The following is a 13,765-nucleotide window of genomic DNA, read 5'->3' as shown; positions in this document are numbered from 1 at the left end:
GAGATGGCTTTCCCGGCGTCGCCCGTGACCGGCACGGCGGTGCGCACCCTGGGCGTAGGTGAGGTGCGCCACGACCACGTCGGCGGCGTCGGCGACGGCGTCGGCGACCTCCTCAGCCTCGACTCCTCGGGCGCGCTGACCTTCCACTCGGGTGCCGCGTTCACGGTTCGGGAGCGGTTGGCAGAGTTAGAAGGCGTTTTCCAGCCACGGTAGCCACATTTGATAGCTCTGTGACGCATGTCACGCCCTCGGTGAGGGAATCGCTGGGGGCATGACAGATGACGCCAGAGTGAGTGGGCTGTCTGACGAGGAACGGCTGGCCCAGCTCGGTTACACGCAGGTTCTCGCCCGCCGCATGTCGGCGTTCTCCAACTACGCGGTCTCCTTCACGATCATCTCGGTGCTGTCGGGGTGCCTGACGCTGTATTTGTTCGGCATGAACACCGGCGGCCCCGCCGTGATCACCTGGGGCTGGGTGGCGGTCGGCCTGATGACCCTCTTCGTGGGTCTGTCGATGGCCGAGATCTGTTCGGCCTACCCGACCTCCGCGGGCCTGTACTTCTGGGCCCACCGGCTCGCGCCCCCGCGTTCGGCGGCCGCCTGGGCCTGGTTCACGGGCTGGTTCAACGTCCTGGGCCAGGTGGCCGTGACGGCCGGAATCGACTTCGGCGCCGCGTCCTTCCTGGGCGCCTACCTGAACCTCCAGTTCGACTTCGAGGTGACGCCGGGCCGGACGGTTCTGCTCTTCGCGGCGATCCTGCTGCTGCACGGTCTGCTCAACACCTTCGGCGTCCGCATCGTCGGCCTGCTGAACAGTGTGAGCGTGTGGTGGCACGTCCTGGGCGTGGCCGTGATCGTCGGCGCGCTGACCTTCGTACCGGACCACCACCAGTCGGCGTCCTTCGTCTTCGGCGAGTTCGTGAACAATACGGGCTGGGGCAGCGGGGTGTACGTGGTGCTGCTGGGCCTGCTGATGGCGCAGTACACCTTCACCGGCTACGACGCCTCCGCCCATATGACGGAGGAGACGCACGACGCGTCGACAGCGGGCCCGAAGGGGATCGTCCAGTCGATCTGGACGTCGTGGATAGCCGGCTTCGTCCTCCTCCTGGGCTTCACCTTCGCCATCCAGTCGTACGACGGCGCCCTGAACTCCCCGACCGGCGCGCCGCCCGCGCAGATCCTGCTCGACGCGCTGGGGGCGACGGCCGGCAAGCTGCTGTTGCTGGTGGTGATCGGCGCGCAGTTGTTCTGCGGGATGGCCTCGGTGACCGCCAACAGCCGCATGATCTACGCCTTCTCCCGCGACGGCGCCCTTCCGCTGTCCCATGTCTGGCACACGGTCAGCCCGCGCACCCGCACCCCCGTCGCGGCGGTGTGGCTGGCGGCCGGGGCCGCGCTGGTGCTGGGCCTGCCCTACTTGATCAATGTGACGGCGTACGCGGCGGTCACCTCCATAGCGGTGATCGGCCTCTACATCGCGTATGTCATCCCGACGCTGCTGCGGGTGCGCAAGGGCGAGGCGTTCGAGCGGGGCCCGTGGCACCTGGGCCGCTGGTCCAAGGTGATCGGCATGGCGTCGGTGGCGTGGGTCGGGGTGATCACGGTGCTGTTCATGCTGCCGCAGGTTTCCCCCGTCACCTGGGAGACCTTCAACTACGCGCCGGTCGCCGTGCTGGTCGTCCTGGGGTTCGCCGCCACCTGGTGGCAGGCCTCGGCCCGCCACTGGTTCCTCAACCCCGACCACGAACGCACCCGCGCCCGCGAGGCGGCCCGAGCGGGCGCCCCCGAACCGGTCGATCCCTGACAGTCCTGACACTCCCGGCCCCATCCGGCCACCCGGCGCGGCCGTGTCCCCGATACCCGATCGGAGACACGGCCGTGTCCGGCTATGCTCGTGGAGGCAACATCACGCAACATCGCCTGGGCCCTTAGCTCAATTGGCAGAGCAGTGGACTTTTAATCCATTGGTTGTGGGTTCGAGTCCCACAGGGCCTACCGATGGCGGGCGGAGGTTATGGCCTCTGACCTGCTACGCAGCGCCTGACTCGGCTTCGGTCGGGTCGGGCGCTGCTTCGTCTTCGGATGCACGCGTGAGCGATGCGTGAGCGGATGTGCCCGTCGTCTGCGGATCGGCTGGGACGCCGGCGGACGAATCGGTGGCTGCCCGACGCTGCCGGTGTTTGGGCGGCGATGAAGCACGAACTGCGGCAGATGCGGGAGCAGGGCAGCGGCGCCATCGTCAACTGCTCGCCCCTGGGCGGGCTGGTCGGGCTGGTCGGGCTGCCCGAGCGTGCGGCCTACCACGCCTCCAAGCACGGCGTCATCGGCCTGACCCGCAGCGCCGCAGTCGAGTACGCGCCCCGGGGCATCCGCATCAACGCCGTGTGCTGCGGCGTCATCGACACCCCGATGGTCGCCGACATGGTCGAGAACCAGGCCGAGGCCATGGCCGGGATCATCAAGGAACAGCCCATCGGCCGACTGGGGCGCGCGGACGAGGTCGCGGCGGCCGTCCTGTGGCTGTGCAGCCCCGGCGTCGGCTTCGTCACCTGAACAGCTCTCCCCGTCGAGGGTGGCTTCACCGTCCACTGATGTCGGTCTTACGGCGGCGGACAGGAACTCCCAGCTCTCGACGCGTCCCTCTAGCTCAGCCGCAGGACAGGGAAAGCCCCTTTGTGACCTGCTGTGAGCATGTTGCCCTCCACCAACTGTGACGGACGCTACACTCGCAGTCTCTCAGGAGCTTTTCGGCCTTGGGCCGGGGGCGGCTGGTGCGTGGACGACGGGGGCGCCGTGCAGAACAGAGTCACTCCGCTGGACGTGGCCCGGAGGGCCACCAAACCGGGGCGGAAGATCGTCCCGAGCACACAGCCCACATCCCTCCGGCCCGCGCCGTCCAAGCAGGTTCTCAACGAACTCCTGGAGCAACGCTACCCGGAGGTCGTCCAGTTACTGCGGTGGATCGGTTGCGACTCCTTGGACGCCTTGATGGGCGAGTGGATCCAGCGCCGTGGCGCGGACTGGGTGCACGGGGTCCTCGACGCGGACAGCGATCCCACGCTCGTCCTCACCGCCTGGAAGGACGTCTTGAACGCCTACGACCAGTCCATCCTGGTCCTTGAGGCGTTCGTCTTCGAGTGCAATCTGTGCCGGTTCGCGGCCCAGGCCGCGACCAGCATGCCTGCGCGCATGCGGTACGCCAAGACGCTCCATGTGGTCCGGCAGCGTGTCGCCCTTTCCCTGTGGGACCACGCCCTGTCCATCAACTGGCGGCGCCCGGTGGTCTTCTGCCGGGCGCTGCGCCTGGCGCGGGCCTACCTGGTTCACGTGGTCGCGGACAGCGACCTGACCGACACCAGGAGCAAGCTCCAGTTCTCCGGCCGGCTGGGGCAGGCGGCGGTGCTTCTGGCGCGGTTCGAACAGGTCGGCGTCGCGGATCTGGAGGCGTCGGCAGAACAGTTCCGGGTCTCGATCGTCGAGGGGAACCCCGCCGCGGACGCCGTCCCCTATCTCCTGGAGTGCTACCTGCGGCTCCACGATCACACGGGGAACCGGGAGTACCTCGGCAGAGCCGTCCGCACCGACCGGGAGTTCCCCACCGAACTGCGCGGCACCACGTGGCACCTGCTCATGGCCGAGGTCTGGCTGCGGCTGGCCGACGGCATGGGTAAGGACGACAACTTCGAGATCTACCTGCGACATGCCGAGAAAGCGCTCAGGTCCGCCGGGGAGCCGAGCGGTGGCGAGGCCGTGCAGCACGCGCTGCTGTTCTGTGTGGCCGCCGCAGCCCGCAGGGCACCGGCGCTGCTCCCGCAGATACGACTCGGTCTGCGGCGGCTCAACAACCCCTTCGGACTCGGTGAGCACCTACGCCGGTTCGCGGAGGCCGGCCATCCGGCGGTGGAACTTCCGGCCGTGCTCGTTCATGACCTGCAGAGCCGCTTCCTGTCCTCCACGGAACCGCTGCATCGCCGACTCCTGTCCGACTGCCTCAGGGCGTACGTCCAGCTCGAGGACATCGGCGAGATGGACCGTGACAAGTTGCTGCGCACGGCGCTCGGGTTGCAGGACGGTTCGATCGTCAAGGCCGGGCCGCTGACCGACGAACTCAGCCGGATACGGTACGCCGACGATCTCCTGGCCGCGGCCGCGTTGCGGGACAACCGGTCCTTCTGGCTCGAGGGGATCACCCGACTGGTCCGGGAGACGGGGACGAACACCACCTCCTGCGTTCCGCTCGTCAGGCTCGGCCGGGAGCTCGAAAAGGGCAGCGTGACCGTCAGCCAGGCCGAACAAGGAGCGATGCGCGCCCAGTTGGGCGACGTACCGCAGACCGACGGGTGGATCCAGGCGGTCGCGGACGGCAATCCGGGCTTCTTCTACGAGCGCGCCGCCGACCGGGCGATCAGCAGCCCCGACCTGGTGCGCCGCAACCTCGGCGGTCGCAGCAACGTCGTGACCGTCGACGATTACCTGGGGTTCACCAACTCCACTCTGGTCTTCAAACCGACGACGCAGCTCTGTTTCGACCGCGACACCGAGAAGTCGGCCGCGGTGCAGCGGATGCTGCAACGCATGGGGGCCGAGGGCGAGTTCGGGATCATCGACCTGATCACCACCATCTCGGTCGCCGACCTGCCGCACGGTGAGGAGCAGTTCCCGGACGGTACGGAGATCATCTCCGTGCGCCGCTTCGAGCACGGCACGGTGCTCGCCGACCGGTTGTCACCCACCCTGCCCGAGGCGTCCTGCCGCTTGCTCAAACGCACGGCGAAGTTCCTCGCCTACGTGCACGGATCCTGCGGTACGCCCCGGTCTCCGGTCCAGGGCGTACGCAAGGAAGTGCGCAACGAGGTGCGGATGTGGCTGCGGGCGATCCTGCCCGACGAGCCGCCCAGCGACGCCAACGCGCTCTTCGAGGAATGGTGGGCGCTTTTGGACGTGACCGCCCTTCCGCCACAGCCCCGCCGGGACGCCCACGCCTTCAACTGGCTGGTGACCGACACCGACCGGATCGTCGCGGTCGATCTGGAGGCGTCACGCTGGCGCCCCATGGGATACGAGCTCGCCCAGCTGACCGACGACGTGCCGGCTCTCCCGGTGGGCCGTTGGGACCTGCGCCGTGAGGTGGTCATGGCCTATGTGGAGGCGCTGTCGTGCTGCCAGGGTGCCCCGGCCGTCGATGTCGAGAAGCTGTGGACCGCCTACCGGGCTTCCTTGCTGGTCCGCGCGGTGCGCTGTCTGAGCGACCGCACGGGTGGACCGGGCGTCCGCGAGCATGGCGAAGCACTCCTGGACGAGATGTGTTCGCCGCCCCTGGTCGACGACCCGCAGCGCTGCCCTGAGCCCGATCCCCTGCGCGATCTGGCGATCAGGCTGCGCGATGCCTGGGCGGAGCGACGCGGCACCCCCGGTGACGCTCCGCTGCGCGAGCTCAAGGACGGCCGTAGGCGCCGCATCAGCCGTACGCTGGCCTACCACCTCCGCCACGACCCCGGGATCACGCGGGACGACCAGGGCTGGGTGCCGGTCGACACCCTGGTGACGACGCTCGAACCCAAGCTCAGGGTCTCCGCCGACGAACTGATCAGCGTGGCACGTGCGGTGACCGAGACGCGCTTCGAGGTCCGGGAAGGTCTCGTCCGCGCTCGTTACGGCCACTCGCGACCCGCGGCCATCGAGTACGAGATCCGGCAGCCGGAGACTCCGCTCTACCACTGCACGCCCACCGCCGCCCTGCGCAGCATCTTCGAGCGGGGCGAGGGGCTGCGGCCGATGACCCGGCAGTGGGTCCATCTGACGAGTGACCGTGCCGCGGCCCTCAGCGCCGGGAGGCGGCACGGTCCGAGCGTCCTGCTGTGCGTCCCTGCCCCCGCGGGACTTGAATGCCGGTACGCCGGAGGCAACACGTGGCTGGTTGCCCAGGTTCCGCCGGAGGCACTGAGGGTGGTGCCGCTGCACCGGTTGTTCGCCACTCATGGGTGACGCCCCGGCGGCCGGTGAGGAACCGAAGGAGACCCACCCGCCCAGCGTCAGGAACGGTTTCGCGGGTCCTGCGTGACGCCCGCCCCCCTGCCCGGGGTCGTGTTCCAGGTGCGGATGCGGTCGGCGACCTGTTTCACCTTCGGGGAGGTGGGCGGGACGTCGATCTGGAAGTGGCTCTCGTCGGGGTGGGGGAAGTCGCCGCCCCAGGTCACCACGCCCTCGGTGTCGGCGAGGATGGCGCGGATCACGGCGAGCTGGGGGGCGAAGAAGCCGCCCTTCGCGCCCGGCGGGTAGGCGTCGGGGCGGATGTCGATCGCGGTGCCCGAGGCGTGGTTGGTCTCGTACCCCTTCGTCGTCGCGGGGGAGCGGTAGCCGGTGACGTCTCCGGCGCGCAGGGTCTCCACCTCGTAGTGGAAGCGGCGGACGACGTGGACGAGGATCGCCTCCACGTCGCCGATCGCCACCTCGATGCCGAAGCCCGTCCCCGGCACCGGGCACGTCCAGACGCTGCCGTCGGCGTCGGGCGGTGCGGTGGGGATGGGCCAGCCGTTGGCGGAGGTCCGGCCGGCCTGCCCCGCGGATCCTGGTGATCCCGCCGTTCCCGCCGTGCCGGCGGGGGGCGCCTTCTCGGCGGCCGGGGCCAGGGGGGCCGTACCGGCGACCGCGCCGGCCGCGACCGCCGTGGTGACCGCGGACCGCAGGAAGTGTCGTCGTGTTGCTGCCATGTGGGGTGCTCTGCTCTCTTCTCCGGTGCTTCCCGTCAGCGGCCCGTGCCGCGCAGCGGCGCGTAGTGCTTCTCCAGGACCTGGTACAGGCCCAGCTGGGTCGATCCGTCCAGGCCGCCCGAGCCGAGGAAGTCGCCCAGGAGCCGACGGGTGCTCTCCGCCGTGTCCGCGAGGCCGGGGCGTGGCAGGCCCAGGTCGTGGGCGGTCTTGATGAGGGCGTAGGCGGTGCTGTTGATGCGGAACTTGTCGTCGTCGCGCATCTTCCGGGCGACCGCGCGGAGGTCGGCGGGGTCGCCCGCGTCGAGGAGCGGGCCGCGCAGGATGCGTTGCTGGACGCAGTAGTTGCGGGCGGCGACAACGGTCTTCGGGGAGAGGGCCGCCCCGGTGCGCACCGTCCACAGCAGGCTCACGGCGATGAGCGCCTTGCGCATGCGCAGGGTGCGGGCCAGGTCGGTCAGGACGGCGTCGTAGGAGATGAGGACGTCGAAGGCGCCGGCCGTGCTGTCCGCGCCCGCCGTCACCTGCGTGGACGTGGGGGTCGGGTCGCCGGCTCCCCGTTCCGGCAGTCCCCAGGAGCGCAGGTAATGGCGTACGTCCGTCAGGGCGACCGCCTGCCGTGAGATGTCGAAGCGGACGTCCAGGTCGGTGGCGACGGCCGGCGGGGCGTAGGCGATCTGGCCGAGGTCACGGCCGGACGCGATGTTGTTGTCGATCTGGATCGCGCCCTCGCCGGTGCCCACGTCGATGGTGGCGATCTGGTCGAACGCCCAGTCCTCGGGCAGTGGGGAGGCCACGTTGCCGGTGTAGGCGGAGGACATGTCGGAGACGAAGCTCGCGGAGGTGAGTCCCTCGGCGCCCACCCGGGCGCACACGGCGCGCGCGCCGTAGATGCCGGTCAGGTAGCCCGCGCCGTCGGCGTCGATCGCGGCTTTCAGGGCCGTGAAGTAGGGGAGGACGTTGGTGGTGACCTCGTCGTCCACGGCGTCGTAGTCGACGGCGAAGTAGATGCGAGTGCCGGGCCGGAAGCCGTGGTAGCGGGCCCAGTAGAGGGCGTCGGCGGCGTCGGAGGCGCCCTGCGCGGCGGTGAAGTAGCTCGCGGCGGCACCGTTGGTCTGGTAGATCGGGAAGCAGCGCAGCCCTCTCGCGGCCATGGTTCTGAGCTCACCGGGCTTGATCATTTTGTCGAGGGTGGTGCCGGGTACGTTCGACAGGTACCGCCCGACGACCCGGTACCCGGCGGCGGCCAGCGTCTCGGCCCGGGCGGCCGTGACCTCGGTGGAACAGTCCGCGGCGCTGCCCCGGCGCGAGGTGTCGCCGGTGGACACCAGCAGCGACGCCCAGGTGGCGAAGTCGCCCTTGCAGGTGAGGGGGAGCCGCACGAACTCCTGGAAGGTGGCCACCCGTCCGGCGAGCCGGGCGTCGAACGTGTCCGTGAAGGTGACCCCGGGGCGCTGGTTGAACGCCATCGCGGCAGAGAACAGCCGTACCCAGGCGCCGGTCGACCCGATGGAGAGGGTGGCGGACCTGACCCCGTTCTGGGTGCCGGGGCCGAAGACGCCGTTGGCCACGTCGTCGGTCATGCCGATCTCGTACTGCACGGCGTACATCAGCGCCCGCTGCACGTCACGGGAGTAGCGGCCGTCGCAGGCGATGACGAAGAAGTTGGCCCGGCCGACGTACGTGCCGTTCATCCAGCGCTGCGCCGCCCGCACGGTGTCGCTGCCGCCCTCCTGACGGATGTAGGCGTCCCTGTTCAGCAGCGCCTTGAACAGCTTCGGCACCACGGCGTCCCCGGGGTACGGCCCGTCGAGACCCGCGTCCGCCTTCAACTGCCGTACGGAGGCGGCGACTCGGACGCTGTACGTACCGTCGATGTCACCGCCGTCGTAGCCCTTGCAGCACAGGGCGGCCTGCACGATGCGGACGACGTTCGCCGGGGTGGCGGAACTCGCGTCGATCGAGGGCCACTTGGCTGTCAGCGTGGCAAGCGTGGTGGGCCCGAAGTTGTCCGAGAGCGCGGTGATGCCCAGCTCGTACTGCAGCGCACGCACCAGCGCGTACACCGTCGGCCAGTCCACCACCCCGGTCTCCTCGACCTTCGTGATCCCCGGTACGCCGCCATAGGTGTCGTTGATGAACCGCTGCGCGCGCAGCACCCTCTCGTCGGCCATGGATGGGTTCCTTTCGCATGGGGGGTGAGTGCGCGCGAGCCCCACAAGTCACAGATCCACCAAGGGACACTGCGGCACCAGGCAGAAGGAAACCGGAGCAACATCACGACTTGGCCGATCTTCCCCCGCTACCGACCGGTCTCCCCAACAAGCTCCCAGAACTCCCGCAATCTCCACGCCCAGGAAAGCTGCGGGCAACCGGCGTCCCACTTAGGCGTGAACGGGGGCTGGTCGCCGGTGACTTGAACAGACACCGGGTCCAGCGGAGCGGGCCGTGCGGTGAGGGGCCTCTGACGTCGGCCTGCCGCAGCGCAGGGGACCGACTTCGGTGCGCTGGTCGGGCGGGTCCGTCCGTTTCGGGTACACCAAGGCGAGGGGAGCGCGTCCGGGACCACCGCCGTGGTGAGGCTGAAGGTCGTCGCGCTGTACGACCCGAGCCGGCAGGCCGACGGGCCCGGCGTGGCCCATCTCGCCGAGGACACCGCCGCGCTGCTCGCGGCCGCCCGGGCCGGACAGGAGCCGGAGGCGTTCCGGGAGCGGGAGGGTGCGCAGTCCGCCGTCGTCGTGGTCCGGCACCAGCGGGACGTGGCCGCGGTCACCAAGGCGCTCCAGGACGACGGGTTCTCCGCCTCGCCGGTGTCCGACCGCGTCCGCCATCTGGCCGGTCTGTTCGGTGTGGCGGATCTCGCGATGCGGGTGCTGGTGCCGGTGCTGGCGTTGGGGGCGGTGTGGCTCGGTGTCGTGCGGGCCGCGGGCAGTGCGCGGGCGCGGGTCGGGCAGTTCGCGGTGCTGCGGATCCTGAGGTCCGGGCGGCCGGAGTTGCGGCGGATCATGCTCGGTGAGGCCCTCCTCTCCGGCGGAGTGGCGGGAGCGATCGGCGCCGTCGTCGGTACCGGGCTCTCCGTCGCGCTCACGCGGCGGCTCAGTGATCTCCTAGGGCTGCCCATCAGGCCTGCGGACGCCCTGCCCGGGCTGCTGTGGGCCGGTGCCACGCTGGTGCTGCCCGCCCTCGGTCTGGCCGTCGGCACGCTGCTCGGCAGCCGGGAGGTGCTTCGGCGGGATCCCTGCCTCGTTGCCCGGGCGCACAGTTGACCGAGCGGATAAGCTGCCGCCGAGTGCTGTGCGCGCTCACCTCTCTCACGGTGAAGGACTGAAGCCAATGATTGCGGCGTCCCCCAGCGGCCGCCGTCGGTACTGACCGGATCTTCCTGTCCGCTCGGTTCCGCTCCGCTCTCCTCACGGCGGCCCGATGGCGCGGTGTCCCGCACACCGCCACGCATCCACCACTTCAACGTGAGGCCGTTTCACCGTGCGCATCGACGTCCAGAACTTCGCCGTCAGCAACCTCCGTCGCCGTCCCGAGGCGGTCGACATCACCGCCTTCGTCCTGGGGTTCGACCCCTCCAGCAGCAGCCCCTACCTCAACTACGCGACTCCGCTGCCCGGCGCCCGCCCGAGCGGCCGCGACGTCGCGGCCCTGATCGAGGCGTTCCGCGAGCGCGGACTCAAGCCCCGGCTGGAGTTCGCGCCGGACGCCGCACCCCACGTGGAACCGGCCCTGCGGGCAGCGGGGTTCACCACCGAGGCGCAGCACGCCTATCTGGTCTGCACGCCGGACACCCTCACCCCGCCGTCGCCGACCGCGCTCCCGGTCGCCATTCCGCGCACGGACGCGGACTACGAGTCCATCGGCGCCGCCCTGTCCGAGGCCTTCGACAGCGCGTTCGCCGCGTCGCGGGAAGGGGCCGCCCGGCTGCGCCGTACCCAGGACAACGGCGGAGCCGTGCGGTTCGTGCGGGACCCCGAGGGGGGCTGCGCGGGTGCGGGAACCTGCTCCGCGCCCGCCGTCGGCACCTCGGAACTGGCCGGCGTCGGCACCCGCCCCGCCTGCCGCGGCCGAGGCGTCGCCGGCTCGGTCACCGCGGCACTGGCCGAGGCCATGTTCGCCCAGCAGGCGGACTCGGTGTGGCTCGAGTACTCGGGTGAGGGTTCCCGGCAGGTCTACGAACGCGTCGGCTTCCGCCCGGGAGGCACCCGCCTCTACATGGCCCTCGAGGAGGAGGACGGTCGCGGGGGCGCTACCAACCGTTCGTAGACGGCACCTGACAACGTTCGTGCCGGAAGGCTCGACCAGCCTCAGCCCACGCTCAGTTCCGTCAGCGGCGCCGTCTCCCGCAGCTCCGTCAGCGGCAGCGTGTGCTGGGTCTGGAGGACCTTCGCGCGGAGGTAGCGGACGTTGTCCGGGGTGGCGAAGACGCCGGTGGGGACGCGGTCGCGGACCTCGACGCCGAGGGTGCGCAACTGGTCGGCCTTGTCGGGGTTGTTGGAGAGGAGGTCCAGGCCGGTGATGCCCAGGGCGTCCAGCATCTGGGCCGCCGCCGTGTAGTCGCGGGCGTCCTCGGGCAGGCCGAGGGCGGCGTTGGCCGCGTAGGTGTCGAGGCCCTGGTCCTGGAGGGCGTACGCGTCGAGCTTGTTGTAGAGGCCGATGCCGCGGCCCTCCTGGCGGAGGTAGAGCAGAACGCCGCCGCGCTCCGCGATCCGCTCGACCGCCTCGCGCAGCTGCGGGCCGCAGTCGCAGCGGGCGGAGCCGAAGACGTCGCCGGTCAGGCACTCGGAGTGCAGGCGGACCAGCGGGACGGCGCCCGGGTCGCCGAGGACGACCGCGACGTGTTCCTGGCCGTCGGTCAGACCGTGGAAGGTGACCAGTTCGGCGTCGACGCCGTAGCCGTCGTGGAAGCGCAGCGGTACCCGGACGCGGGAGCGCGTGGTGGCGGCGGGGAAAGCGGGCATGCGGGCCTCCGGGTCGGGTCCATCGCTGATCGGTCCAAGGGCCTGCTTCAGATTTGAAGCACATCCTCGGATCGGGACCCTACTCCTGCTTGAAACTTGAAGCAACACGTTTGTGGCGCGCGCCTCATGTGTCACGCATCAGGCCCAACGTCGCTCTCCGGCCGGGTCATCCCGTTCCCGCACACCCTGTGGACGAGCGCCGCAGCCACGGCAGGTCCCCCTGGCCGTCCCCCGGCCCGTCCCCCATGAGTCCCTTCGTGATCCCCGTGAAGATCTCCTCCAGCTGTGTCACCTGCTCGGGGCTGAGGTGATCGAAGATGTGGGCGCGTACGGTCTCCACGTGCCCCGGTGCCGCCCGCTCCAGCACCGCGAGCCCGTCGTCGGTCAGCGCCGCGAGGCTGCCGCGGCGGTCCGAGGTGCATCCCTCGCGCCGTAGCAGACCGTCCTTCTCCAGTCGTGCCACCGCGTACGTCAGCCGACTGCGGGTGATCTTCAGCTGCTCGGCGAGATCGGTCATGCGCAGTCGGTGTTCCGGTGTCTCGGACAGGGTGGCCAGGATGGAGTAGTAGATGTGCGGCATCCCGGCCTCCTGCTGGAGCTGCCGGTCGAGCGCGTCCTCCAGGAGCATGGTGGCGGCGATGTACGCGCGCCAGGCGCGCTGCTCCTCGGGGGTGAGCCAGCGGGTCGTCATGCGACCAGTGTAAGTTTGTTTCAAACTTGAACCAAGACCCCAAGGCCCCAAGACCCGGATGCTCCCGTCCCACGATGGAGTGCGTAGATGCCTCTCCCTTACGTCCTGCTGTCCGCCGCGGTCTCCCTCGACGGCTACCTGGACGACACCGGCCCCGAGCGGCTGCTGCTCTCCAGCCCGGCCGACTTCGACCGGGTCGACGAGGTACGGGCCTCCGTCGACGCCATCCTGATCGGCGCCGGCACGATCCGCACCGACAACCCGCGGCTGCTGGTCAACTCGCCCGAGCGGCGCGCGGCCCGGGTCGCCGCCGGAAAGCCCGAGTTCCCGCTGAAGGTCACGGTCAGCGGCTCAGGCGAGCTGGACCCGGCGGCACAGTTCTGGCACACGGGCGGGGAGAAGGTCCTCTACACGACGGACAAGGGCGCCGATCGGGCCCGGCGGGCCGGCATCGGTGCCCATCCCGCTTCCGGTGCCCATCCCGCTTCCGGCGCCGACCTCGCTTCCGACGCCGACGCCGACGCCGACGCCGGGACCGGTGTCGACGTCGTGGCGCTGGGTGCCGAACTCGACTGGCGCGCACTCCTGGAGCACCTCCACGACGTACGCGGTGTACGCCGGCTCATGGTCGAGGGCGGCGGGACCGTCCACACCCAGCTCCTCCAGCAGGAACTGGCCGACGAACTCCAGCTCGTCCTCGCCCCCCTCTTCGTGGGCGATCCCCACGCCCCCCGCCTCTTCGGTCCGGGCGCCTACCAGGGCGGCCGGCTCCGGCTCGTGGAGACGCGGCGCATCGAGGACGTCGTACTGATGCGCTACCAGCCGACGGCGCCCGGTCGTGGCGGCGCGGCCTCCCCGGCCGACCGGCACTGGCTCGCCCTCGCCTGTGAACTCGCGGAGCGGTGCCCGCCGTCGGAGACCGCGTTCAGTGTGGGCGCGGTCGTGGTGGCGGCCGACGGGACCGAGTTGGCGCGCGGGCACTCCCGGGAGGGCGGCGACTCCGTGGTGCACGCCGAGGAGGCGGCCCTGGCGAAGATCGGCCCGGCCGACCCCAGGCTCGCGTCGGCCACCGTCTACAGCAGCCTCGAACCCTGCGCCCGCCGCGCCTCCCGGCCCGCCCCCTGCGCCCGGTTGATCCTCGACGCGGGGGTGGGGCGGGTGGTCACGGCCTGGCGCGAGCCCGACACGTTCGTCCAGGGAGCCGACGGTACGGGCGTGCTGCTGGCGGGCGGCGCGGAGGTCGTCGTACTGCCGGAGTACGCGGAGCGGGCCAAGGCCCCCAACCGCCACCTGCTCGACTGACCGGCCCAAGAGGAGTCGACTGACCGGCCCCGGAAAACCCGCCGCTCCGCCTCACTCCGCCCCCTCCGTAAAACCCTGGCGCTTCGCACCCCGCGGAT

General features: G+C 70.5%; 10 protein-coding genes, 1 tRNA gene and 1 pseudogene. 8 read left to right on the top strand and 4 right to left on the bottom strand.

The features are described from left to right. Window positions 1-24 precede the first annotated feature (24 nt). The 5 genes and pseudogenes from IG99_RS49180 to IG99_RS46400 all read left to right on the top strand — a co-directional run bounded on the left by IG99_RS49180 (window position 25) and on the right by IG99_RS46400 (window position 5,988). The gene (locus IG99_RS49180; protein WP_158973297.1) at window positions 25-213 is read left to right on the top strand and encodes a hypothetical protein; all 189 of its coding nucleotides are present in this window, start codon (window positions 25-27) and stop codon (window positions 211-213) included. Window positions 214-271: 58 nt separating this feature from the next. Further along, complete coding sequence (locus IG99_RS34135) at window positions 272-1,807, top strand: amino acid permease (RefSeq protein WP_037680983.1); 1,536 nt, start codon at window positions 272-274, stop codon at window positions 1,805-1,807. 118 nt (window positions 1,808-1,925) lie between these two features. Then, a tRNA-Lys gene (locus IG99_RS34130) sits at window positions 1,926-1,998 on the top strand. Window positions 1,999-2,178: 180 nt separating this feature from the next. Beyond that, window positions 2,179-2,556 (top strand): annotated as a pseudogene (locus IG99_RS34125) (SDR family oxidoreductase); the annotation flags it as partial. Window positions 2,557-2,796: 240 nt separating this feature from the next. Beyond that, window positions 2,797-5,988, top strand: a complete 3,192-nt coding sequence (locus IG99_RS46400; RefSeq protein ID WP_037681043.1) for an RNA 2'-phosphotransferase — start codon at window positions 2,797-2,799, stop codon at window positions 5,986-5,988. 47 nt (window positions 5,989-6,035) lie between these two features. Here IG99_RS46400 and IG99_RS34115 read toward each other — a convergent pair whose 3' ends face one another. Further along, complete coding sequence (locus IG99_RS34115; RefSeq protein WP_037680980.1) at window positions 6,036-6,713, bottom strand: M15 family metallopeptidase; 678 nt, start codon at window positions 6,711-6,713, stop codon at window positions 6,036-6,038. A gap of 35 nt (window positions 6,714-6,748) precedes the next feature. Next, window positions 6,749-8,884, bottom strand: a complete 2,136-nt coding sequence (locus tag IG99_RS34110; RefSeq protein WP_037680978.1) for a glycoside hydrolase domain-containing protein — start codon at window positions 8,882-8,884, stop codon at window positions 6,749-6,751. A 399-nt stretch (window positions 8,885-9,283) separates the two neighbouring features. Between IG99_RS34110 and IG99_RS34105 the strand changes: the two genes are divergently transcribed. Then, on the top strand, window positions 9,284-9,976 hold the full coding sequence (locus tag IG99_RS34105; protein WP_234312056.1) for an ABC transporter permease family protein: 693 nt from the start codon (window positions 9,284-9,286) through the stop codon (window positions 9,974-9,976). 217 nt (window positions 9,977-10,193) lie between these two features. Next, entirely contained in the window at window positions 10,194-10,979 is a 786-nt protein-coding gene (locus IG99_RS34100; protein WP_037680975.1) for a GNAT family N-acetyltransferase, read from the top strand. 41 nt (window positions 10,980-11,020) lie between these two features. Here IG99_RS34100 and IG99_RS34095 read toward each other — a convergent pair whose 3' ends face one another. Continuing rightward, window positions 11,021-11,674: a GTP cyclohydrolase II gene (locus tag IG99_RS34095; RefSeq protein WP_037680973.1), complete on the bottom strand. Its 654-nt coding sequence runs from the start codon at window positions 11,672-11,674 to the stop codon at window positions 11,021-11,023. A gap of 166 nt (window positions 11,675-11,840) precedes the next feature. Further along, window positions 11,841-12,365 (bottom strand): MarR family winged helix-turn-helix transcriptional regulator, encoded by a 525-nt coding sequence (locus IG99_RS34090; RefSeq protein WP_037680971.1) that lies wholly within the window; start codon window positions 12,363-12,365, stop codon window positions 11,841-11,843. 87 nt (window positions 12,366-12,452) lie between these two features. Between IG99_RS34090 and IG99_RS34085 the strand changes: the two genes are divergently transcribed. Then, a complete protein-coding gene (locus tag IG99_RS34085; RefSeq protein ID WP_037680968.1) occupies window positions 12,453-13,667 on the top strand; it encodes a dihydrofolate reductase family protein in 1,215 nt (404 codons plus the stop codon). The last annotated feature ends 98 nt before the right edge of the window (window positions 13,668-13,765 follow it).

Source organism: Streptomyces griseus subsp. griseus, from assembly GCF_000720255.1.
In the GTDB taxonomy this organism is placed as follows: Bacteria; Actinomycetota; Actinomycetes; order Streptomycetales; family Streptomycetaceae; genus Streptomyces; species Streptomyces griseus_I.
This window is presented reverse-complemented; position numbering and strand designations above follow the sequence as displayed.

Excerpts from the sequence above, each read along its gene's own strand:
- IG99_RS34110 (WP_037680978.1), bottom strand. The coding sequence starts at position 8,884 with ATGGCCGACGAGAGGGTGCTGCGCGCGCAGCGGTTCATCAACGACACC.
- IG99_RS34135 (WP_037680983.1), top strand. The coding sequence starts at position 272 with ATGACAGATGACGCCAGAGTGAGTGGGCTGTCTGACGAGGAACGGCTG.
- IG99_RS34085 (WP_037680968.1), top strand. The coding sequence starts at position 12,453 with ATGCCTCTCCCTTACGTCCTGCTGTCCGCCGCGGTCTCCCTCGACGGC.
- IG99_RS34090 (WP_037680971.1), bottom strand. The coding sequence starts at position 12,365 with ATGACGACCCGCTGGCTCACCCCCGAGGAGCAGCGCGCCTGGCGCGCG.
- IG99_RS34115 (WP_037680980.1), bottom strand. The coding sequence starts at position 6,713 with ATGGCAGCAACACGACGACACTTCCTGCGGTCCGCGGTCACCACGGCG.
- IG99_RS34095 (WP_037680973.1), bottom strand. The coding sequence starts at position 11,674 with ATGCCCGCTTTCCCCGCCGCCACCACGCGCTCCCGCGTCCGGGTACCG.